Origin of the sequence: Chromohalobacter sp. 11-W (genome assembly GCF_029889905.1) — a bacterium.
In the GTDB taxonomy this organism is placed as follows: domain Bacteria; phylum Pseudomonadota; class Gammaproteobacteria; order Pseudomonadales; family Halomonadaceae; genus Chromohalobacter.
This window is the reverse complement of sequence record NZ_JARANZ010000002.1, coordinates 32,472-54,470: the sequence shown is the minus strand read 5'-3', so window position 1 is coordinate 54,470 and position 21,999 is coordinate 32,472. Positions and strand designations below refer to the sequence as shown.

The 21,999-nt window shown below is 60.1% G+C and carries 18 protein-coding genes; 9 read left to right on the top strand and 9 right to left on the bottom strand.

Annotation, left to right across the window (positions count from 1 at the left end; translation table 11 throughout):
• Positions 1-27: 27 nt before the first annotated feature.
• The 5 genes from OP494_RS02965 to gorA all read right to left on the bottom strand — a co-directional run bounded on the left by OP494_RS02965 (position 28) and on the right by gorA (position 5,241).
• A complete protein-coding gene (locus tag OP494_RS02965; protein ID WP_280539234.1) occupies positions 28-864 on the bottom strand; it encodes an ATP-dependent zinc protease in 837 nt (278 codons plus the stop codon).
• 347 nt (positions 865-1,211) lie between these two features.
• Positions 1,212-1,607 (bottom strand): ectoine synthase, encoded by a 396-nt coding sequence (locus tag OP494_RS02960; RefSeq protein ID WP_246895256.1) that lies wholly within the window; start codon positions 1,605-1,607, stop codon positions 1,212-1,214.
• A 114-nt stretch (positions 1,608-1,721) separates the two neighbouring features.
• Entirely contained in the window at positions 1,722-2,993 is a 1,272-nt protein-coding gene (gene ectB, locus OP494_RS02955) for a diaminobutyrate--2-oxoglutarate transaminase (RefSeq protein ID WP_280539232.1), read from the bottom strand.
• 20 nt (positions 2,994-3,013) lie between these two features.
• Positions 3,014-3,592, bottom strand: a complete 579-nt coding sequence (gene ectA, locus OP494_RS02950) for a diaminobutyrate acetyltransferase (protein WP_040241148.1) — start codon at positions 3,590-3,592, stop codon at positions 3,014-3,016.
• Positions 3,593-3,876: 284 nt separating this feature from the next.
• Positions 3,877-5,241 carry a glutathione-disulfide reductase gene (gene gorA, locus OP494_RS02945; protein WP_280539231.1) on the bottom strand — a complete coding sequence of 455 codons (1,365 nt, stop codon included), beginning with the start codon at positions 5,239-5,241 and terminating at the stop codon, positions 3,877-3,879.
• A gap of 128 nt (positions 5,242-5,369) precedes the next feature.
• Between gorA and can the strand changes: the two genes are divergently transcribed.
• The 8 genes from can (at position 5,370) to OP494_RS02905 (ending at position 14,072) form a co-directional block, all read left to right on the top strand.
• Positions 5,370-6,008, top strand: a complete 639-nt coding sequence (gene can, locus OP494_RS02940) for a carbonate dehydratase (protein WP_280539230.1) — start codon at positions 5,370-5,372, stop codon at positions 6,006-6,008.
• A gap of 148 nt (positions 6,009-6,156) precedes the next feature.
• Complete coding sequence (locus tag OP494_RS02935; protein WP_280539229.1) at positions 6,157-7,743, top strand: ABC transporter substrate-binding protein; 1,587 nt, start codon at positions 6,157-6,159, stop codon at positions 7,741-7,743.
• Positions 7,744-7,864: 121 nt separating this feature from the next.
• Positions 7,865-8,914 (top strand): ABC transporter permease, encoded by a 1,050-nt coding sequence (locus tag OP494_RS02930; RefSeq protein WP_280539228.1) that lies wholly within the window; start codon positions 7,865-7,867, stop codon positions 8,912-8,914.
• Positions 8,911-9,852, top strand: a complete 942-nt coding sequence (locus OP494_RS02925; protein ID WP_280539226.1) for an ABC transporter permease — start codon at positions 8,911-8,913, stop codon at positions 9,850-9,852. The genes OP494_RS02930 and OP494_RS02925 overlap by 4 nt, the downstream gene beginning before the upstream one ends.
• Positions 9,853-9,857: 5 nt before the next feature.
• On the top strand, positions 9,858-10,859 hold the full coding sequence (locus OP494_RS02920) for an ABC transporter ATP-binding protein (RefSeq protein WP_040241137.1): 1,002 nt from the start codon (positions 9,858-9,860) through the stop codon (positions 10,857-10,859).
• A complete protein-coding gene (locus OP494_RS02915) occupies positions 10,856-11,920 on the top strand; it encodes an oligopeptide/dipeptide ABC transporter ATP-binding protein (RefSeq protein ID WP_280539225.1) in 1,065 nt (354 codons plus the stop codon). Before OP494_RS02920 ends, OP494_RS02915 begins: the two co-directional genes overlap by 4 nt.
• Before the next feature lie 121 nt (positions 11,921-12,041).
• Positions 12,042-12,959: a LysR family transcriptional regulator gene (locus OP494_RS02910; RefSeq protein ID WP_247621390.1), complete on the top strand. Its 918-nt coding sequence runs from the start codon at positions 12,042-12,044 to the stop codon at positions 12,957-12,959.
• 84 nt (positions 12,960-13,043) lie between these two features.
• Positions 13,044-14,072, top strand: coding sequence for a hydrolase (locus OP494_RS02905; protein WP_178998661.1), 1,029 nt, complete (start codon positions 13,044-13,046; stop codon positions 14,070-14,072).
• A 24-nt stretch (positions 14,073-14,096) separates the two neighbouring features.
• Here the strand turns inward: OP494_RS02905 and msrA are convergent, their stop codons facing one another.
• Complete coding sequence (gene msrA / locus OP494_RS02900; protein ID WP_280539224.1) at positions 14,097-14,732, bottom strand: peptide-methionine (S)-S-oxide reductase MsrA; 636 nt, start codon at positions 14,730-14,732, stop codon at positions 14,097-14,099.
• A 14-nt stretch (positions 14,733-14,746) separates the two neighbouring features.
• On the opposite strand from msrA, the gene OP494_RS02895 reads away from it, so the two are divergent.
• On the top strand, positions 14,747-15,226 hold the full coding sequence (locus OP494_RS02895; RefSeq protein ID WP_280539223.1) for a YchJ family metal-binding protein: 480 nt from the start codon (positions 14,747-14,749) through the stop codon (positions 15,224-15,226).
• Here OP494_RS02895 and OP494_RS02890 read toward each other — a convergent pair.
• From OP494_RS02890 to OP494_RS02880, 3 genes are all read right to left on the bottom strand, one after another.
• Positions 15,195-19,208, bottom strand: coding sequence for a translocation/assembly module TamB domain-containing protein (locus tag OP494_RS02890; RefSeq protein ID WP_280539222.1), 4,014 nt, complete (start codon positions 19,206-19,208; stop codon positions 15,195-15,197). The two genes, OP494_RS02895 and OP494_RS02890, sit on opposite strands and share 32 nt — an antisense overlap.
• On the bottom strand, positions 19,172-20,998 hold the full coding sequence (locus tag OP494_RS02885; protein WP_280539221.1) for an autotransporter assembly complex family protein: 1,827 nt from the start codon (positions 20,996-20,998) through the stop codon (positions 19,172-19,174). The genes OP494_RS02890 and OP494_RS02885 overlap by 37 nt, the downstream gene beginning before the upstream one ends.
• A 135-nt stretch (positions 20,999-21,133) precedes the next feature.
• Positions 21,134-21,958, bottom strand: coding sequence for a hypothetical protein (locus OP494_RS02880; RefSeq protein WP_280539220.1), 825 nt, complete (start codon positions 21,956-21,958; stop codon positions 21,134-21,136).
• Positions 21,959-21,999 lie beyond the last annotated feature (41 nt).

Genomic DNA, 21,999 nt, shown 5'->3' with positions numbered 1-21,999 from the left:
TATCGAGATGCGCCATGGGGCGCCGGCTCAGCGAGTTTCTTCCTCGCTATCGTTGTCTTGCTGATCCTTTTCCGCCTCTGACGCGCTCTTGCCACCGGGAAATTCCGGCCGCGGATGGATGTAGGCCTGGCTGACATCGATCAGCGCTATATCCATGAAGAAACGCCGTCCCAGCAAGACGGGGTAATCGAGATGCGAGCGATCGTTGAGCGTGAACTCGACGCGCTGCTTTAGAGGGCCCAGGGTCATCAGCAGGCTGATCACGGGACGACTATCGGTACCCGATGCTTGAATGATCTTGACGCGGCGTGTCACCGGCGCCTCGATCACGTTGTCACGCATGCCGTCGACGGCTGGTTCGTCATCCTCGAGTGCCAACTTGAAACGCACCCAGCTTTCGCCATCGCGTTCGAACTCCGTCACTTCATGCGCCGAGAGCGAGGATGTATTTGCACCGGAGTCCACACGCGCCTTGAGGTAGGTGCCAACCGTGGGAAAGCCGACCCATTCATTGCGCCCGAGCATTTCCTTGCTGGCTGTATCGTTGCGCTCTATGGGACACGTGGTCACCACGCGAGGTTCTTGACCGATATTCTCCACATCGGCGCGTAAGTGACGTAGCAGTTTGCCATTGGCCCGCACATTGTCACCGATACGCTGCGCACGCTCGGCTTGAACGCGTAACAGCTCGGTTTGAGTCGAGCAGCGTAGCGCCAGGTTGTTTTCTAGGCTCTCCAGACGTTGATTGAAAGCCGTCTCAGTCAAATCGTCGGTGTTGTGATGTGTCGCCTGTGGTACGGCGCAACCTGCGAGTGTCAGTACACCAACGCACAAAGCGGAAAGAAATAACGAGCGGGAGCGCATAGCATATTCCTGTCGAGGGCCATCTTGGCAACGCATTGAAAACGAAACGAGAGGGCGTGGGGCTCAGGCACCTGAACAAAATCGCGCTTGATCATACGGAGTTGGTTGCTGGGATGTCCATTACTGACACAAGATAAAACATATAATTTAACATAATATATATTATGCGAACCAGAGGGTGGGCAATATGGATACAATCACAAGCGCTATCCATTGGCTATTAACGCCATCCATCATGGTGTCGAGCGACGCCCTCGCTGGTTGCACCGCTAACTCACGCACACACGCACAAAAGAAAACGCTGCCGGATAAGGCAGCGTTTTTGCGGGCGTGCTCGACGCTAGCGTCTATTCATCAACCGGTGCGTAAGAGCCGTCTTCACGGTGAACCTCACGCCCGGTCAGCGCAGGATTGAACACGCATGCCACGGTCATGCCTTTTTCTTTGCCGCGTAGCAAATGCTCATCGTGCTGATCGAGCAGATACATATCGCCAGCCTTGATGGGATGGATCTTGCCATCGGCCAGCGTTTCGACTTCACCTTCACCTTCGTAGCAAAACACGGCTTCGAAGTGATGCTTGTAATGAATGTGGGTCTCAGTGCCCGGATGAATACGGGTAATGTTGAACGAGAAGCCAACGTTGTCGTCGGCCAGCACCAGGCGCGTGCTGTCCCAGTTACCGTTATCGGCTTCAACGAAGCGCTCGGTCTTGCGGCACTCTTCCAGGTTACGAACGATCATGTAGCGCAATCCTCCATGGGGCTCAATAAAGGGCCCGCGATCTCGCGGGCCACATCCGAAGTCCACTGTAACGCATGTGACGATAGTAACTTAGTGGACTAACGAATAGCGCGTTCAGGCTTGACTAAAGACTTCCTTGACGCTTCGCTCAAGAATATCCAGACCTTCATTGAGGTCTTCGTCGGAGATGGTCAGCGGACACAGGCATTTGACGACCTGGCCGGAGTGCCCCGACGTCTCGATGATCAAGCCGTTCTTGAAGGCCTGAGCGGTGATCTTGTCGGCCATATCGCCGTCGACGACATCCAGGCCGCGCATCAGGCCACGGCCACGCTCGCTGGCTTTGTGTCCTTTCTCGGTCATGAAGGTAGCGATTTTCTGGAAACGCTCTTCAACGATACCGCCTTTGCGTTGCACATCACGCTCGAAGGTATCGTCGCTCCAGAAGTGGCGCATGGCGGCGGCGGCCGTCACGAGAGCAAGGCTGAAGCCACGGAACGTGCCGTTGTATTGGCCAGGCTTCCAGATATCCAGCTCCGGACGCATCAGCACGTGAGCGAACGGTAGTCCGTAGCCTGATAGCGATTTGGAGTTGGTAACGATGTCCGGCTGGATGTCGGCATGCTCGAAGCTGAAGAACTTGCCGGTACGACCGCAGCCTGCCTGGATGTCATCGATGATCAGCAGGATGTCATGGGCGCGGCAGATTTTCTCCAGGCGTTGTAGCCACGGAATGCTGGCCGGATTGATACCGCCCTCGCCCTGCACCGTTTCGACGATCACGGCGGCGGGAATATCGAGGCCGCTGGAGTTGTCGCCCAGCAGCTTTTCGAAATAGCCCAGGGTGTCGGTACCTTCGCCCATGTAACCATCGAAGGGCATGAAGCTTCCGCCCTGCATCGGGATGCCGCCGGTGGCTTCACGGAACTTGCGATTACCGGTGGTGGCCAGCGCCCCCATGGTGACCCCATGGAAACCATTGGTGAAGGCGACGATGTTATGACGCCCTTTGGCATTGCGCGCTATGCGGATGGCGGCTTCCACGGCATTGGTACCCGTCGGCCCCGGCAACTGAACCTTGTAGTTCAGACCGCGCGGCTTGAGGATTACCTCTTCGAGGGTCTCCAGATATTCGCGCTTGGCCTTGCTCCACATGTCGAGGCCATGAACGATGCCGTCGGACGCGATGTAATCCACCAACGCCTGCTTGATATGGGGATTGTTGTGCCCGTAGTTCAGCGTACCGGCGCCCGCGAGAAAGTCGATGTACTGCTTACCGTCTTCAGAGTGCAGACGGGCACCCTTGGCTTCGGTGAAAACGGTCGGAAACGAACGCGAATAGGTCCGAACTTCAGATTCCATACGTTCGAGAATCTCGGTCTGCATAGATTGCCTCTTTAAGCGGGTCAAATTCGTTGCGGCTCGAACGGGCCGATTCGGACGAGATTTTCCGGATCGTGCTCGCCACCCAGCTGCCCCGTGGAGAAATACTCACGGCTATTCAGCGGTGCCTGCCAACGGTCGGCAAGACGCTTGAACAGCCCCCACGATGCCTCATTATCGGGTGTGATGGTAGTTTCGAGATGGCGGACACCGCTCATCCCGGAGCGCATCAGTACGGCTTCGACGAGACGCCGTGCCAATCCCGTTCCGCGAGCTTTATCACCCACGGCCACTTGCCACAGGAAATAGGTATCCGGCGCGTTGCGCTTCACGTAACCGGAGACGAAACCGACGATCTCCCCTTCTTCGTCCGTGGCGACGGCACAGGTATCGCGAAACTGCGTCGCGAGCAATAGATAGGCGTATCCCGAGTTGACATCCAAGGGGGGGCACGCCTTGACGAGCTCGTAGATTCCCCACCCATCGTCGGTCGTGGGCTTACGGATGAAAAGAGTCTTCTGTGCACTGCCAATCACGGTATCGGCGACGCTAGGACGCGCCAGATCGGCGGAAGGCGTGAAGTTCTCGGTCGTGGGTGTCATATCCATTTTTCGCTAATGGCGAATGTGTTCGCAATAATAACAGCGGCTTATGCATTGATCAAATAAGCCATTATCGTCATGTCGCTATCACATAAACACACATTATAGTCTGACATGCGCATATGGAATGCGCTGCTAACCTGAGCTTATGTAACCACGACTGCTCTCAGTTTAGTCAATCATGAGTCGTATGCATGCATTGCGTGGAGATGCCTCGCGGTCGGGTATCAACGCAAACGGGCCACCGAGGTGGCCCGTTTGCTATTCGAAACTTCATCATATCGCTAGCGACGTGACAAGGAGCGCATTGTGACGAACTCTTCAGCACTAGTGGGGTGAATGCCCACCGTGGCATCAAAGTCGGTCTTGGTCAGGCGTGCACGCACGGCGATGGCGATCCCCTGAATGAGTTCGCCGGCATCGTCGCCCACCATGTGAGCGCCGACCACACGATCGGTTGCGTCATCAACGACTAGCTTCATCAGGCAACGTTCCTGGCTACCCGAGAGCGTGTGCTTCATGGGGCGGAAGTCAGCGCGATAGATGCGCACTCCAGCCTCGCACTGCTCGCGCGCTTCTTCTTCGCTCAGGCCGACGGTGCCGATATTGGGGTGACAGAAGACTGCCGTGGCGATGTCCTGGTAATCCAAGGGCCCCGGCGTTGCATCCCCGTAGTGGTGTTGAACGAGGTGCATGGCCTCGGCAAGTGCCACGGGGGTAAGCTCGGGACCTCCGGTCACGTCGCCCAGCGCCAGGATCGACGGTTCTGAGGTCTGATAACGCTCGTCGACCTTCACGGTACCATTGGGATTGAGCGCGATATCCAGCTCATCGAGCCCCAGACCGGTAAGGTTGGGGCGGCGTCCAGTGGCCGCCAGTACGACGTCCACTTCCAGTGTTTCGCCGTTAGTCAGGCTCACGCGGTAGGCATCGCCGACCGGCTCGATACGCTCGATGGTGGTTTCGAAATGCAGGTTGACGCCCTTCTTCTGCATCTCGTCGCGGGTGAACTCCCGTACTTCACGGTCGAAGCCGCGCAGGAAAAGCTCGCCGCGGTAGACCAAGTGCGCGTCACTGCCGAGTCCATTGAAGATGCTGGCGAACTCGACCGCGATATAACCGCCGCCGAGCACCAGGAAGCGCTCGGGAAAGCTCTCCAGGTCGAAGACGCGATTGGAGTCCACGGCGTGTTCCGCACCCTCGATGTCGGGAACCCAGGGCCAGCCGCCTGTCGCTACCAGAATCTTCTCGGCGGAGACCGTCTCGCCGTTGATCTCGACGCTATGAGGCCCGGCAATCCGGGCGCGACCATTGAGCAGCATGACGTCGGCACCTTCGAGCAAACGCCCGTAGATACCGTTGAGGCGCTTGATCTCCTCGATCTTGTTGTCACGCAGCGTAGCCCAGTCAAAGCTCGGTGCCTCGGGCAACGTCCAACCGAAGCCGGCACTATCCTCGAAGGCATCATGGAAATGCGCCGCATAGGAATAAAGCTTCTTGGGCACACACCCGACATTCACACAGGTGCCCCCCAGATAGCGGTCCTCGGCAATGGCGACGCGCGCCCCCGTAGCAGCCGCCGTGCGTGCGGCGCGTACTCCACCGGAGCCTGCGCCGATGACAAATAGGTCGTAATCGTACTGAGCCACGTCGATCTCCTGACTTTTCGATGCGCAGATGATAACAGTCCGGCGAACGCTCAGGGAGGGGCTAGATTGACGCTTGGTAGCACAGGGGGTAAAAGTTGCTTGGATACCCCCTGCATGAAGAGATTTACATGAGCGATATCAAGAAGCTGTTGGAACAGAACCGCCAGTGGGCCGCCAGCGTACGTGAGCGTGACCCGGACTTCTTCGAGCGCTTGTCGCATCAGCAGAATCCAGATTATCTGTGGATCGGGTGCTCGGACAGCCGCGTGCCGGCGAACCAGATCATCGATTTGCCCCCGGGCGAGGTGTTCGTACATCGCAACGTGGCCAATCTGCTGTATCACAACGACATGAATGCGCTGTCGGTGGTGCAATTCGCGGTTGATGTGCTGCAGGTCGAACACATCATGGTGGTCGGCCACTATGGCTGCGGTGGCGTGCGGGCCGCTATCGCCGATGGCGATAATGGCATGATCGATTACTGGCTACACAGCGTTCGCGAGATTTACAGCATCAACCGTGAGGCGCTGGAGCCATTGTCGCTCGACGAGAAGGTCGATCGAATGTGCGAACTCAACGTGCGTGCACAAGTCGCCAACCTGTGTCGTACCAAGGTCGTGCAGCGAGCCTGGCAGCGGGGACAAAAACTATCGGTGCATGGTTGGGTCTACGGCTTGTCCGATGGCTGTGTGACCGATCTTGAGTGCACGGTATCGCAGCTCGACGAAGCCTCGCACATCCATCGCTTCGACCGCGTCGAGCGCTGATATCGACCACGCGCTGGAAGCTGCCAGGACGCTGTTATTCATCTGACGAATGGCGACCATCAAGATTTCGATTGTCGTCTTCACACAAAGCTCTTTATGTTGAAGCTGACGATTCTCGTCGCATAACAATACACAATAGGGCTTCAACATGATCGATAAGAAGACTCTCCTGGCCTCGTTGCTCGGCGCTTCCGTCGTGCTTCCGCTGCCTGCGCTGGCGCAAGACTCGGCCAGCGATAGCGATCCCGTGACATTACGCATGGCGTATGATGCCGACCCGGTGTCGTTGGACATCCATGAGCAGCTCTCCGGCGGCATCTTGCAGCTTTCGCACCTGACGCACGACCCCCTCGTACGCTGGACGAAGGACGTCAAGTTTGAGCCGCGCCTGGCGGCGGACTGGGAACGCATCGATGACAAGACGATGCGTTTCACGCTGCGTGATGGCGTCAAGTTCCATACCGGTAACGACTTCACGGCCAAGGACGTGGTCTGGACCATCAACCGCCTGAAGCGTAGTGCCGATTTCAAGGCGATCTTCGATCCCATCGCTTCGGCAACCGCCATCGACGAGCACACCGTCGAAATAAAGACGCATAAGCCCTACCCGCTCGTTCTCAACCTCGCGACCTATATCTTCCCCATGGATAGCGAGTACTACTCAGGCGAGACGGAAGACGGCGATCCCAAGGATGAAATCGTCAAGAATGGCGATTCCTTCGCATCACGGCACTCGTCGGGTACCGGCCCCTACGAGGTCGTGTCCCGCCAGCAAGGCGTCAAAGTCGAGTTCGAACGCTTTGATGACTACTGGGACAAAGACTCCCCGGGCAATGTCGACCGTCTCGTGCTGACGCCGATCGGCGAGAACGCCACGCGTGTATCGGCATTGCTGTCCGGTGATGTCGATTTCATAGCGCCCGTACCGCCCAATGATCTGGACCGCGTCAGAGCCGACAAGAATGTCGAGCTGACCACCATGTCGGGCACCCGCATCATCCTCATGCAGCTCAACCAGAAGCGTGTGGAAGCGTTCGAGGATCCACGTGTCCGCAAGGCCTTCAACTACGCAGTGAATCAGCAGGCCATCGCCGACCGGTTGATGAAAGGCTTTGCGACCCCCGCGGCGCAACTCTCTCCCAAGGGCTACGACGGTTACAACGACAGCCTGGAACCGCGCTACGACGTTGAGAAAGCCAAGGAACTAATGAAAGAAGCCGGCTACGAAGATGGCTTCTCGGTCTCCATGATGGCGCCCAACAACCGCTATGTGAACGACGCCAAGATCGCCCAAGCGGTGGCCACGATGTTGTCGCGCATCAATGTCGACGTGGACCTCAAGACGCTACCCAAAGCTCAGTATTGGGGAGAGTTCGACGACCGCGCCGCGGATATCATGATGATCGGTTGGCATGCCGATACCGAAGACTCCGCCAACCTGTTCCAGTATCTCACCGAGTGCCCGGACCCCGAGACGGGAGCCGGCCAGTACAACGCGGCTAACTACTGTAACCCAGAGCTCGACGAGAAAGTCGCGCAGGCGAATGTCGAGACCGATCGTGACAAGCGCGCGAAGATGCTGCAGGCGGTCGAGAAAGCGCTGTATGACGACGCCGCTTTCATGCCGTTGCACTGGCAGGATCTCGCTTGGGCGGCGAAGAAAAACGTCAAGCTCGAGCCCGTGGTGAACGTCATGAATTTCCCGTATCTCGGGGATCTCGTGGTCGAGCAATAAGAGCGCGACCATGCAATGCCGCCATTGGGCGGCATTGCCCTATTCCCATCCACGATGTTTCTCCGGCCCGGCCCACTCAGGGCACGGGACGGAGATGCCCGTTTAACAGGACACGCCATCCATGATCGCTTTTCTGATCAAGCGACTGATGCATGCCTTCGTGGTCATGTTCGTCATCAGCGTTATCAGTTTCGCCATCCAGAGCAATCTGGGCGATCCCATCCAGCAGATGGTGGGACAGTCCGTGCCGGAGAGCCAACGGGCCGAACTGCGAGAAGAGCTGGGGCTCAACGACTCCTTCCTCGTGCAGTACGGTCGCTTCGCGACCAATGCCCTGCAAGGCGATTTCGGTTACTCGTATTTTTTCAACGAGCCGACGACAGAGGTCATCCAGCGCCATTTACCGGCGACGCTGGAACTGGTAATTGCCGCGACAATCATCATCGTGGTGTTCTCGGTACCCATCGGGGTCTACTGTGCGATACGCCCGCGATCGGCCCTGTCACGCTTTTTCATGAGCGTATCCATCATCGGTATTTCGATCCCCGTTTTCCTGACGGCCATCATGTTGATTCAACTCTTCGCGATCGGCGTCGACTTCTCCCCGTTTCCGGTGGATACGGGATGGGGACAGTGGCTCAACGGTGTGCTGTCCACTGAGGGCGGAATGCCGTCATACGGGCGCGGCAACGACTTGACGCATCTCTTCGGCACCTGGGATAGCAACTTCTTCTCCCTCGATGGCCTGACGTATCTGGTGTTGCCCGCCGTTTCGTTGGCATCGATCATGCTGCCGCTTTTCATTCGACTGATACGTGCCGAAATGCTCGAGGTTCTGCAGTCGGAATACGTCAAGTTCGCCACGGCCAAAGGGATCTCGCTCAAGCGCATCTACTTCGTGCATGCGCTCAAGAACACCATGTTGCCGGTCATTACCGTTGGCGGCGTTCAGCTCGGCACCATGGTGGCCTACACCATCCTGACCGAGACCGTCTTCCAGTGGCCGGGCATGGGGCTCATGTTCCTCGAAGCCATCCAGCGCTCGGATATCCCGCTCATCGTGACCTACTTGATGATTGTCGGCTTGATCTTCGTGGTCACCAACACGCTGGTTGATCTGATCTACGGGCTGGTCAATCCGACAGTGAAACTGACAGGGAAGCCGGCATGACGACAACGACTGCAACAACGCCTTCCCGCTGGAAGCGTTTCCGTAATTCCTACCTGGTCTACAGCTTCAAGCGTGATTGGATCGCGCAATTCTGTCTGGCCATTTTCCTGTGCATTCTCCTGGGGGCGGTTTGCGCGCCGTGGCTCGCACCGATGAACCCCTACGATCTCACCCAGATCAATATCCTTAACTCCGAGCTTCCTCCCATATGGGTCGACGGGGCTGATGCTCTTTTCCCCTTGGGCACCGATGCCCAGGGGCGTGATCTGCTGTCGACGATCCTCTATGGCGCGCGCGTCTCGCTGATCATCGGCTTCGGCGCGGTGATGCTCCAGGCGCTGATCGGCGTCACCGTGGGGCTGTTGGCCGGTTATCTGGGCGGCCGGATCGATGCGTTTCTGATGCGTCTGGCGGACATTCAGCTATCGTTCTCGACATTGATGGTCGCCATCATCGTCGGGGCGTTGATCAAGGCCGTCTTCGGCGGTGCCGTGTATAGCGATTACGCCGTCTGGCTGCTGGTGTTGATCATCGGGCTTGCTGAATGGCCGCAATACGCCCGCACGGTGCGCGCGTCGGTGCTGGCCGAGCGTTCCAAGGAATACGTGGATGCCGCTCGCGTCATGGGCTATCGCGACCGCCGGGTCATGTTCCGCCATATCCTGCCCAACACGCTCTCGCCGATCTTCGTTATATCGACCGTGCAGATCGCCAACGCCATCATCTCCGAGGCCGCCCTTTCCTTCCTAGGCCTGGGCATGCCGGAAACCCAGCCTTCTCTGGGTTCGTTGATCAAGTCCGGCTTTGATTATCTGCAGTCCGGGTCCTGGTGGATCACGCTGATCCCCGGCGCAGTCCTCGTGGTGCTGGTGCTGGTAGTCAACTTGCTTGGCGACTGGCTGCGCGACGTCATGAATCCTCGGCTCTACAAGGGGTAACGCACATGGCTTTACTCGAAGTTTCCAATCTCGATGTGCGCTTCGCCCTGCGCCAAGGTGAGGTACGCGCCTTGCGCGACGTTAGCTTCACGCTGGATCGCGGCGAGCGTCTGGGCATTGTCGGCGAGTCCGGCGCGGGCAAATCGGTCGCCGCGTTCACATTGCTCAACCTTATCGCCAAGCCGGGGTATATCGCCGACGGCAGCATTCGCTTCGAGGGTAACGATCTGGCGCGAATGTCGGCACGCGAGCTGCGTCGCGTACGCGGCAACCGGATCTCGATGATCTTTCAGGATCCGATGATGACGCTCAACCCCGTGCTGTCCATTGGCGAGCAGATGGTCGAGAGCCTGAAGGCGCATCGACGTATCTCGACGCGTGAAGCGCGCGCCATCGCCCTGCACAAGCTCAAGCAGGTTTATATCCCCTCGCCGGAAACACGCCTGGATCAGTATCCTCACGAACTCTCAGGGGGCATGCGCCAGCGCATCATCATTGCGATCGCGCTCCTGCTGGACCCGGATATCATCGTCGCCGACGAACCAACCACGGCGTTGGATGTGACGATTCAAGCCGAGATCATGACGCTCCTGCGCGAGCTGTGCGAGAAGCACAATGTGGGGCTGGTGTTGATCACCCATGACTTGGGAGTAGTTAGCCAGATGACGCAGCGTACGCTGGTCATGTACGCCGGACGCGTCATCGAGCAGGGACCGACGCGCGAAATCATCAACGATGCCCAGCACCCCTACACCCAGGGGTTGCTCAACGCCCTGCCCCAGATGACCACGCCCGGTAGCCGGCTCAACCAAATTCCTGGCTCGATGCCATCACTAGCCAATACGCCGAGCGGTTGCGCATTCCATCCGCGTTGCCAATATCGTTACGACGCTTCGGGGCAGCCGCGCCGCGATTGCCTCGAAGAGGTCCCTGAGTTCGTCACCTCGGGAAATTGCGACGTCGCGTGCCACATGGTGCGTGACATGCTCGCCAAGGAGGCCTCATGAACGCCGTTGCCGCCCAAGCATCACCCGTGACCACGTCACAGAACCACGCCGAGGCCGAGTCCCTGCTGGAGATTCGGGGAATGTACAAGCATTTCCCGTTGGCCGACGGATTTCTCGAACAGTTGCACTTCGAAAAAGGCCGCCTGGTGCGGCGCAATGAGCAAGTGCATGCCATCAACGGTGTGGACCTCACCGTTCGCCGGGGCGAGGCTTTGTGCGTGGTCGGGGAGTCCGGCTGTGGCAAATCCACCGTGGCGCGCCTGGTCATGGGGTTGCTGTCTCCCAGCGCGGGGGAAATTAGGTATGACGGCCAGCGCATCGATAATATGCGTGGTAAACGGCTACTGCCTTATCGTCAGCGCATGCAGATGATCTTTCAGAATCCGTATGCCTCGCTTAACCCACGCATGACGATCCAACAGACGCTGGAAGAACCATTGCGTTTTCATCACCCGGACTGGACGACACCGCAGGTCCAGGACAAGGTGGACGACGTGATGGCGTCGGTGGGCATCGATCCGGAATGGGGCAAGCGCTTCGGGCACGAGTTTTCCGGCGGTCAACGCCAACGGATCGCAATTGCCCGGGCGTTGGCAGTCGACCCCGAGTTCATCGTCGCCGACGAACCGATCTCGGCGCTCGATGTGTCGATCCAGGCCCAGGTGCTCAACCTGCTGATGGACGCACAGGCCGAACGCCACCTGACGTATCTCTTCATTACCCATGACTTGGCCGTGGTCGAGCATTTTGGTACGCGGGTGGCGGTCATGTATCTGGGGACGGTGTGTGAACTAGCCGATACGCGCTCACTGTTCGCGAGGCCTAAGCATCCCTATACGCAAGCGCTGCTCTCGGCGATTCCCCGCCTCGAAGACGACCGCCCCGAGCATGTACGCCTTTCCGGCGAAGTCCCCACGCCGGTTCACCTTCCCTCGGGCTGTGTCTTTCATGGTCGGTGTCCGCATGCCATGGAGCGCTGCCGCCAGGAAGTACCGCAGCTCATCGTCACCGACGACGGTAACCAGGTGGCGTGTCATGCGGTCGAGGAAGGCCGTATCTGAGCGTATCGTGGAGCAACATACTTGCAGCGCCCCCTCCATCTGTACGTGACGGGGCGTTGCCATGCGACGCTGCACGCTTCGGCTGGCGTGCGGCGTTAACGATGATGGATGGCGTCTGAAAATGGAAATTCGCTGGCTCGAAGACTTCATCGTGCTGGCCAGGGAACGCCATTTTTCCCGGGCCGCCGATGCCCAGAACGTGACCCAACCGACCTTCTCGCGGCGTATCAAGCTGCTCGAGGAGGAAATGGGAACCACCTTGATCAACCGCCAAACGTTGCCGTTGAGTCTGACGCCGGCTGGCGAGGAGTTTCTAGCGCTTTGCGAGCAGATCACCGAGCGCGTGCGATTGACGCGTGACCGTTTACAGTCGATTGCCACCGACGAGGCCAGACGCATCCTACTGGCCGCGCCACAGAGTTTGGTGTCGAATTTTTTGCCAGGCTGGCTCGAACAGCATGCTCTTACACCGGCGATATCGCCCTATTTGCGTGCTACGAGCTGGCTGATCGGCGATTATCTACATGGACTGGAACGCAGCGAATGTGATTTAGCGCTATTGTACTGGCCACGCGGGCGGATAGCCCTCGATCTGGAAATGAGCGAGCTTAAATACCTAAGCCTAGGCGAAGAGCGGCTCGTTCCGGTCAGCGCCCCCGATGCCGAGGGGCGCTCACGCTTCTCGTTACCGGGAACGCGCCGCCAGCCTCAACCGCTGATCGCCTTTCATCCACGAGGGTTGATGGCGGCCGCGCTCGAGGCGCATCTCGGCCGCCAGCCGGATGCCGTCTACCTGAATACGCTCAATGAAAGTGTGCAGGCCACCAATATTCGCGAGCTGGTGGTACAAGGCTACGGGCTTGGATGGCTGCCGCAGCGCAGTGTCACCACCCCGATGGCCAATGGCGAACTGGTGCGCGCTGGCGATGAGCGTTGGGATGTCCCGCTGGATCTGCGCTTGTACGCGCGCAAGGATTCACGTCACCCCGGTTTGCCCGGTTTATGGCAACAACTCGAGGCAACGTACGGCAATGCCTGATGAGTACCTGCCAAGCAAGCGCAAAACGTTAGGCATTGTCTGAAAAGTGCCTAAGCTACAGATAGATTCGCAAGAGCCGCACCGATGTCACGCACGCTGTTTTCCGCCGATTTTTGCGCGCCAAGAGGCTTGGGTAATCGCCATGTGCAGACCCTGTTGCCTCGCTTTCTCCCGTTGCCCTCGCTGGCGCGAGAAACGGAAATCATTAACCTACCCGATGGCGACTTCGTCGAGCTTGCCTGGGCCCTGCCGGCCCCCACGCGAGCGGACGCGCCGGTGTTCGTACTGTTTCATGGCTTGGAAGGCTCATTCGACTCCCCGTATGCACGCGAGTTGATGCGTGCGGCGAGTGAGATGGGCTGGCGGGCGGTACTGATGCACTTTCGTGGCTGTGGTCAGGCGCCTAATCGGCTGGCCCGGGCCTATCACTCGGGCGATACGGCGGATGCCTATTGGGTCATTGGGCAGTTGGCGCTACGTTATCCACGCGCCATCAAGGTGGCGGCCGGTGTGTCGTTGGGAGGCAACATGCTTGTCAAGTTAGTCGCCGAGCAAGGCGGTGACGGCCTCGATCTCGCCGGGGCCATTGCCATCAGTGCGCCACTCGATCTGGCGGCCAGCGCCGATGCGCTCAACCGCGGTTTTTCTCGTGTCTATCAGCGTCATCTGCTCCACGCTCTCAAACGCAAGGTCACCACCAAGTTGGCGGCCGGCCCCCTCCCGATCACACTCAGCGCGCGACAGCTCGAGGGCCTGGAGACGTTCTGGGCATACGACAACGCGGTCACAGCTCCCTTGCATGGTTTTCAGTCGGCCAGTGACTATTATCAGCGCGCGTCCGCCGGTCGGCTGTTGGGTGACATAGAATTGCCGACCCTGCTCCTACACGCCGCGGATGATCCCTTCATGCCCGCCGATCTGTTCTCCCGGCTGCCGGCCCCGGCCGATGCCGTGCGACTAGAAATCGCCCGCCAGGGTGGGCATGTCGGCTTCGTTGAGTCACGCCAGGGCCGACTCGGCTCCTGGTTGGCACGGCGTGTTGCGTGGCAATTGGAATGCTGGGCCGCGCATCTGGCCCCGCATCACTCGCTGGCGGCGGGGCCCAACGGTTAATGACCCAGTAAGAAATCTAGTGCTTCACGTCACCGGACAGGCCACTCCCGTGCCCTTGAGGCCGCAATATCCCGCCGGATTTTTGGCCAAATACTGCTGGTGATACTCTTCCGCATAGTAGAAGGCTTCGAGCGGTGCCACTTCCGTCGTAACGTGGCCACGGTCCTGCTGGCGCAGGGCCTGGTCGTATTCTTGCCAGCTCTTGTCGACCAGTGGGCGCTGTAGCTCATCCGTGGTGTAGATGACGCTCCGATACTGGCTGCCGATGTCGTTGCCTTGCCGCATGCCTTGCGTCGGGTCGTGCGCCTCCCAGAAAGCACGCAGCAATTCGGGCAGCCCGATTTCGGTAGGATCGAACACGACGTGGACCACCTCGGCGTGTCCGGTATGCCCAGTACACGTTTCCTCGTAGGTCGGGTTGGGCGTATAGCCGCCAGCGTACCCCACGGCTGTTACGTAAACACCTGGCATTTCCCAGAACAGACGCTCTGCACCCCAGAAACAGCCAAGCCCTAGCACGATTTCCTCATGCCCTTCTGGGAATGGCGACAACATCGAGCGGCCGTTGACATAATGAGTGCCGCTGATACGTATGGGCGTATCACGCCCCTTGAGTGCCGTTTCCGGCGTGGGAAGCTCGAGCGATTCTTGTGGCCACATAGGGAAAATCTCGCATGACGATGAGTAAAAAAGCGTCCGACACCTGCCCCTGCGGGCAACCACGGCGCTTCGATGAATGCTGCGCGCCGATCCATGAGGATCCGCGCCGCGCGCGGACACCCGAGGCGCTGATGCGAGCACGCTATAGCGCCTTCGCGCGCGATGCGTACGACGCGTTGATCGCTACCTGGGATCCCGCCACATGCCCCACCCGCGACTCACTGGCCACGAACACAGCACGTTGGCTTAAGCTGATCGTCCATGACAGCACCCAACAAGGCGAGAAAGGCACGGTGACGTTCAGTGCCGATTTCATCGACACCGATGGCTTTCAGCGCCTTACCGAGATCAGCCGCTTCCGGTTCGTCACTCATGCCGACCAGTGGTTCTATGTCGACGGCGACGCCCAGTGGCGCCGCCTCGACATCGGCCGCAATGCCGCGTGTCCCTGCGGCAGTGGCCTCAAGGCGAAGCGCTGCTGCGCCCGAGGCTGAAGGTATAGATCAAATCGATTGCCTGAGCCGCGCCGGATACCGCTTCTAGGTACAGGTTCTGAATCAGACGATAGCGCAGTGTCAGCTCGGCGATGGGGGAGAAAATGCCAACGCCGTAGCCAACTTTCAAGTCATCGAAGACATAGCCGCTGACGACGACCTGACTATCCTCGCCCGAGCCCGAGGTGTCGAGACTTAAATCGTCGACCCCGAATGCCTGACCGAGCTGGCCCACGGCGCGTCCGCTTTGCGACAGCGAGAGCCCGATCAGCGCCGAGGTCAGTGCCCCATCGCCGCCGGCATCACCCGGTGCTCGGCCTCTAAGCAGATAGGAAAGGGCCCGGCTTTCCGACATCGCAGGTTCCGAGAAGATGCTCAGTTGCGGGTTCTCCGCACGGCCCGTGACGCGTAACCCTGCGGTCACGTCGTCCTCGATGGTGTCGGGATTGCGAATCGCCTCGAATTGCAGACGCGGCTGTGACGCCGGGCCGCTGAACAGAATCTGTCCCTGGCGAATGATCAAGTCCTGCCCGAATGCAGTGTAACTACCGTCAACCAAGTTGACATCGCCGAACAACTGCACGGGGCCACTGCTCTGGCGTACTTCGAGTTGGCCTTCCAACTGTGACTCGAGGCCATAGGCTTCGAGGCTCATGTCCGGACCGAGATGCAGCATGACGCTGATATCCAGTGCCATGCCGGCATCTGAGAGCGCTTGGGCCGCGGCTTTTTCCTGGGCGGCATCCTCCTCACGCGTGATGATGACCTCGTCGCTGCTAGGTGCCACGGCGGAAGGCGGAATCTTACCTACTTCCAGGCGCGCCCAGGGCACATCGACATCGCCGCGGACTTGCAAGCGGTCTGGATTGGCATCGACACGCAGATCCGGGGCAACACGCAAACGCCCGAAGTTCGGCAGGCTGACCTCCAGCGGATCGTCCTGCCCCTCGATGCCTAGACGTGCCTGCCAGGCCGAGGGATCCTGCCAGTCGGCCTCGCCATCCAGGTTGAGCCGCCCTTTCTCACCGGCCACAAACCCTTCGATGTCGGCGCGTTGTCCAGCAAAGTCGATGCCCAGGCGGGCATCGCGTATCGCGACGGGAAGGGCTGCGCCACGCGCTTTTACGCCTTCGGCTGTTAGCTCGCCATCGAGGTCGGGCTGGCGTAACGTCCCCGCGAAGGTGATATCGCCGGCGAGCGATCCTTCGAGCTCGGACAAGCCTTCGACGAGGGCACGGTACGGGGCGAAAGCGATGTCGGTGACTTGCAGGCGCCCTTCCAAGGCGGCTTCGCCAAGCGGATCGTCGATACCCAGCGTCAGCGCCAATTGCCCGGTGTCGCCCTGATCGAGTGTCAGTCGTGTATCGGCGCGAGATGGCGTGGCATCGAACGTTGCCGCGAGGCGGCTGTCCGGCAGTTCCCAGGGATTGCCACGCGCATCTTCGCCGGTGACGTCCAGTTGGCTATCGATCTGCCCCTCGGCATGCCACTGCTGGCCCGCCTGTTGCCAGCTCAGATTGGCCTCGCCCTGGGTCTTGCCGTCCACGCGCCAGCCCGACGGTAGTTTGTCGGCAAGCAGGTCCATGGGAATGTCGCGCAAGGCCAGTGATGCGTCGCCGGTATCGGCGGAGAGCCGTGCCTGTTCGACGAGACACGCCTCGCCGCCCTGCTGGCGAACCAGGCAGAACGGCGAGAGCGTCACACGTTGGGCGGCGATATCGGCATCGAAGTCCAGGGCGTCACCGAGCGCGATATCGCCGTATTCGGTCGCCAGCTCGAGAGGCGCCAGCGACCCGCGATAGCGCTGCGCGTCTGCGTCGTACTGGCCGTCAAGTGTGAGACTCGCGCGTGAGAGCGGCAGGCCGCTTCCCAGCTGCGCATCGAGCTCCAGCGTGTGCTGGGAGAGACGCCCCGTCAGCGCGACGCTCAGAGCGTCGACACGCTGACCGCCGGCCTCGAGCCCTTCGATAGACAGGTCGGCATTCACGCGCGGGTCGTCGACCCCTTCGCTCTGCGCCTTCAGCGACAGGGACTGGAGCTGTTGCGTCTGATAGCGCAGCGCCTCGCCGGTCATGTCGAGGTCGAGACGTGGTGATTTGAGGGAGCCTTGGGCATTGAGATCGCCCTGCAAGGCGCCTCCGAGCCCGGGCCAAAGCGTAGAGAGTCGCGGCGCCTCGATACGACTGCGCAGATCCAAACGTTGCCCGATGTTGCCTTCCGCGGTGATGCGGTTATCGCCCTGACGCAGGTCGAGCTGGTCGATCGCCCATTGCATCTGGCTATTGCCACTGAGTTTGGCGTTCAAGCGTAGGGCCCTGTCTTGCAAGGTGCCATCGATGGCCAACTGCGGTATGCGCAGCCGCCAGCCTTGAGGCTGCATGTCGAAGCCGATGCGCGCCTTGCCGTTGAGCGTCCCGTCGACGGCCCCGGTGAAGGCGCCCACGGGCAGCTTGTCGAATTGGAGATCGCTTTCCACCGATAGCGCCGAGGCCCAGTCCACTTGGCCACGACCGCTCAAGGTACCGCCTTCGGCCTGGAGCGTGAGCGGTGACCAGGCGAAGTGCGACGCGTCGCCACGGCCATCAAGCGTCAACCGGCTTTCGGGGAGCCCGTCCCCACGCGCCGTCAAGTCGAGTGCGACACGATAATCCTCCAGAGAGCCATCGGCGTCGAGATGGAGGGTGTCGAGCCGATAGGCTGGCTTGCCTGCGCCCACGTGCTGCGATGCCGATACTGCGGCGGCATCCAGGCGGCTCTGCACAGCGAGCTCAGGCGCGGTGAGCGTGCCCGCCAGCGGCCAGGTGATGTCGTTGGCATCGAGCGATAAGGAGAATGGCAAGGTCGGCGCCAGTGCATCGACCGTACCTTTCAGCGTAGCCGTGACGGGGCCACTGGCGTCGAGGTCGAGCGCCAGATCGGCCAGGGAGCCATCCAACGTCAACTCGGCCCGCTGACCGGCCAACGGAGCACGCGCGATATGCGCTTCCAAGTTGCCATGGAGGGGGTAGTCGCCGCTCAGAGTCGTCTGCAGGGCCAGTTCCGCCTCACCGTCATCGCTGCGCACGTGCAGCCGATGAATGGCGACATCGCTACCTTCGGTGGAAAGCGACAGCGTGGCTTGCATCAGATGGTAGGACGTTGCACCACGCAACTGGAAGTCGTCGATCACTAGACTCGGAGCGCGAATATCGAGAGGCAAGTCGATCTCGGGCAAGGCCAAGCGTTGTTGTTCGGCGTCGGTATCGGATGTCCTACTACCCACCGCAGACGCCTCATTGACCGCAGATGCTTTATCGGTTGCGGAGGCCTCGGCAGAGCTCCCCGCTGCCTGTGAGGCTGCATCGATAGCACCTGCCGGAATGCTCGGCGATGCCATCCCTTGGGTCAGGCGCTGCCCTTCGCTCATCGGCAGGTACAGTTGCGTCCCCTCCAGGCGGGTGGGCAGTAATGTGAGGTCGTTGCCGGAGATGCGCGCGCCGGTGGTGAAATCATCCCATTGCAACTGCGTACCATCGGCCAACTCGACGCGTACGTCCTCGAGCCCGAGGGCGCGTATCTCGATGGGAAACGGAAACCAGAGCGCGGGCATGCCCCCGCCTGGCGCTGCATCAGGCTGAGCATCGTCACTAGCATTGCCGGACGCCAAGACGATGTGCGCCCCCTCGACTTGCAGCCCCTGAAGACAGAGTTTGCCGTCCAGCAGACAATCGTCGGCCCAGCTCAGATGCAAGCGCTCGACATCGAGGGTGAGAGAGCCGATATCGAGATGCAGGCCGCGTAGCGTCAGCGTGTCCAGCGGTGCTCCTTCTACCTCTTCGACCTCGTACCAGCCGCGTGACTGACCTTGATCGGTCAACCATGCGGTCCCCCAGGGCGACAAGGCCACCCCGAGCAACAACAACACCAGTCCCAAGAGCCACAGCGGTACGTAAATCAGTGTACGGATCAGAATTCCGGTCCGATGGCGAAGTGCAGACGCCACGCGTCCTCCTCATTGTCGAAAGGATGGGCGATATCGAAACGTACGGGGCCTACGGGCGAAATCCATCGCACACCGATACCCGCACCGGTCTTGAGTTCTTCGGGCCACCATTCATCGAAGGCATTGCCGGTGTCGATGAATGTTGCTCCCCACCAGTTGCCGGTGACTCGCCGCTGATACTCGGCGCTGGCGGTCAGCATGTGCTGGCCCCCGAGCAGCTCGCCGTCATCGTTCTCCGGCGACAGGCTCTCGTAGCCGTAGCCGCGCACGCTTTGATCGCCCCCGGCGAAGAAACGCAGTGATGGAGGAATCTTGTCGAAGGTGTCGGTCGCCATGGCGCCACCACCCACACGACCGACGAATCGGTTGTCCTGCCCCAGCGAGCGAATCCATTGCGAGTCGAACGTAGTGCGCAAGAAGCGCGCGTCCGACCCCCACGTGGGATCGGAGACCTCCAACGCCAGCCGTTGCCGATCCCCCCACATGGGGAAATTGGGTTGCCGCGTGCGCGTACGGGTCCAACTGATGCCTGGATAAAGCAGCAAGACTTGTTCGTCCTGATCCGCCTGGGTGAAATCCTCGTATGTGGTACGAAAATAGAGTTCTTGCACCCAGTCGTTGTCGAATTTCCAGCGCCGTGCCAGCTCGACCGAACTCTCCAGGCTTTGGGTGTCCTCGTTGTCGAGTTTACGTAGACCATAGCCGAGGCGGTAGCTATCGCGCAGCGGGTTTGCCAGCGGCATCAAATACTCACCGTCGAAGCGCTGCTCGGGCCCCGAGAGATACAAGGCATTCGAGAGGCTGTGGCCACGCTCATTGAGCCAGGGCATGTCCCAACTGAATTGAACGCGTGGCCCCACATCGGTGGCATAGCCGATCCCGGTTTCGAACTGGTGGCGGTCGGCGGGAATGACAGTGACGTCGACCGGCACGTCGGTGGGCTGCTGACCATGGAGTTGGCGCACGGCGGCGAGGCCCGGGCCACTCATCAAGGGGGGCCTACGCCCGGTGGCTTCTTGCCACCATTGCCCGCTATTCGCGCCACGCCCGCCGCTATCGATGCGTGGGCGTACGGCGATGCCGCGAAACCAGTCGGTTTCCCCCAGACGCTGGTTGTACTCGGCTAGTTGCCCGGCCAGATAGGGATCGCCGTCTTCAAACGGCAGCATGCGACGCAGGCGGGCTTCTTCGATCTGGCTTCCCGAGAAACGAATGTTGCCGAAATGATAACGCGGCCCACTATCCATTCTCAGGAAAATACGGGCACTGGCCTCCCAGGGGCGCACTTCCATCCGCCGTTGTGTAAAGCCGGCATCGAAATAGCCACGTTCGAGCGCCAGCGTGGAAAAGCGGCTCTTGGTGCTTTCATAACGATCATGGCGTAATGCATCGCCTTCCTTGAGCGCCACTTGACTGAGTGCGCGCTGAAAGGCGCTGTCCTCGTGGGCCTCACCATCGATGCCCACGTCGAGCTGGGTGATATGTGTCTGGGGGCCGGGGTCGATGGTGATGACGGCGTCGGCATCGAACGTGCCGTCGGGATACGCCGTTTCAATCTCAGGTGAGTAATAGCCGAAGGCACGCAATGCCCGTTGGGTGCGATCGCGGACCTCGCTATCCAGACGCTCCTCGCTGATGTTCTGGGTATCGACCGCGCGCAGAAACGTGACGACATTGTCGGCGGCGGGGCCTTCGAGCCCCTCAACGGACGCGTCCAATGCATAGGCACTGGACGTAACGACACTCAATGCCGCTCCCCACAGAATGCGCCGTGTCATGGAGTGGCGCATCGACGTCAGCCTCCCCAGCGTTGCTGATCGACAACGTCCACCAGTGAAGGGGCGATAAAACCCGGGCGTTGATCTCGGCTGATTTCCAATGACTCAATCCTTGTCGTGAGATCGCGTGATTAGCCGATGGCGGCATTACTGAGAAGCGGAAAGTGCTTCCACATTGGCATTGAGAGCCAATTGTCCCTGGCGAAGTTCCCGTAGATCGTCCTGAATGCTAGCGACCTCATTGGCGACTTCATCGTGATCGCCGGATAGTGACGCGACCCGAGCGCTCAGATCGTCGAGGTTCTCTTGCAGGTCGTCAAGCGTTTCGCCACGGGCCTGACGTGTGCCGGCCAGCTCCTCGAGACGCTGTGTCAGCGTCTCGAGCCCACCGCCCTGCTCTTCCTGGCGCGAGGAGAGAGACTCCAAGCGTGACGACAAGGTGGCACGCGCATCCTCGCCGGTGCTTTCCAGGGCCTTGAGTGAGGATTGCTGGGCGGCAATGAGCGTTTGCTGCATGTCTTGCGTCTCGCGCAAGTCCTCCAGGACACGGCTCGATCCCGTACCTTCTTCCAGTTCGCTAACCTTGTTTTCCAGGTTGCCGATCACGGCCCGGGAGGCGTCCAATTCGGAACGTAGCCGGTCCAGTTCATCGCGCAGGCTGTCCCCGGAGGCATCCAGCGAGCTGCCCGTGGCGTCGAGGCGATCGGTCAAGGTGTTTTGCCGTGCTTCGAGGTTGGAAAGCCGCACCTGCCAGGCTTGACGGTCTTGCCAGTAAAAACTCGCAACCCCCGCCAGGGCCGCGATGAGAAGTAACGTCAGGCACCACAGTGGCCAGACGCGTGAGCGCCGACGCCGCGTACCGTTGCTGCCACGGCGTGGACGGCTGTCGAGGCGCCCCTCGGCAATGGGATCGGTATCGCGCTCGGGCACGATACGCGGTTCCTGACGTGTTCCTTCCGATCGTTCAGACATGCTCGGCTCTCGTCTCGACTACGTTATTTATCAATACCCTG

Excerpts from the sequence above, each read along its gene's own strand:
- ectA (WP_040241148.1), bottom strand. The coding sequence starts at position 3,592 with ATGACACCCACGACCGAGAACTTCACGCCTTCCGCCGATCTGGCGCGT.
- OP494_RS02905 (WP_178998661.1), top strand. The coding sequence starts at position 13,044 with ATGTCACGCACGCTGTTTTCCGCCGATTTTTGCGCGCCAAGAGGCTTG.
- OP494_RS02965 (WP_280539234.1), bottom strand. The coding sequence starts at position 864 with ATGCGCTCCCGCTCGTTATTTCTTTCCGCTTTGTGCGTTGGTGTACTG.
- OP494_RS02935 (WP_280539229.1), top strand. The coding sequence starts at position 6,157 with ATGATCGATAAGAAGACTCTCCTGGCCTCGTTGCTCGGCGCTTCCGTC.
- OP494_RS02915 (WP_280539225.1), top strand. The coding sequence starts at position 10,856 with ATGAACGCCGTTGCCGCCCAAGCATCACCCGTGACCACGTCACAGAAC.
- OP494_RS02880 (WP_280539220.1), bottom strand. The coding sequence starts at position 21,958 with ATGTCTGAACGATCGGAAGGAACACGTCAGGAACCGCGTATCGTGCCC.
- ectB (WP_280539232.1), bottom strand. The coding sequence starts at position 2,993 with ATGCAGACCGAGATTCTCGAACGTATGGAATCTGAAGTTCGGACCTAT.
- OP494_RS02910 (WP_247621390.1), top strand. The coding sequence starts at position 12,042 with ATGGAAATTCGCTGGCTCGAAGACTTCATCGTGCTGGCCAGGGAACGC.
- can (WP_280539230.1), top strand. The coding sequence starts at position 5,370 with ATGAGCGATATCAAGAAGCTGTTGGAACAGAACCGCCAGTGGGCCGCC.
- OP494_RS02920 (WP_040241137.1), top strand. The coding sequence starts at position 9,858 with ATGGCTTTACTCGAAGTTTCCAATCTCGATGTGCGCTTCGCCCTGCGC.
- OP494_RS02925 (WP_280539226.1), top strand. The coding sequence starts at position 8,911 with ATGACGACAACGACTGCAACAACGCCTTCCCGCTGGAAGCGTTTCCGT.
- OP494_RS02930 (WP_280539228.1), top strand. The coding sequence starts at position 7,865 with ATGATCGCTTTTCTGATCAAGCGACTGATGCATGCCTTCGTGGTCATG.
- msrA (WP_280539224.1), bottom strand. The coding sequence starts at position 14,732 with ATGTGGCCACAAGAATCGCTCGAGCTTCCCACGCCGGAAACGGCACTC.
- OP494_RS02885 (WP_280539221.1), bottom strand. The coding sequence starts at position 20,998 with ATGCGCCACTCCATGACACGGCGCATTCTGTGGGGAGCGGCATTGAGT.
- OP494_RS02895 (WP_280539223.1), top strand. The coding sequence starts at position 14,747 with ATGACGATGAGTAAAAAAGCGTCCGACACCTGCCCCTGCGGGCAACCA.
- OP494_RS02960 (WP_246895256.1), bottom strand. The coding sequence starts at position 1,607 with ATGATCGTTCGTAACCTGGAAGAGTGCCGCAAGACCGAGCGCTTCGTT.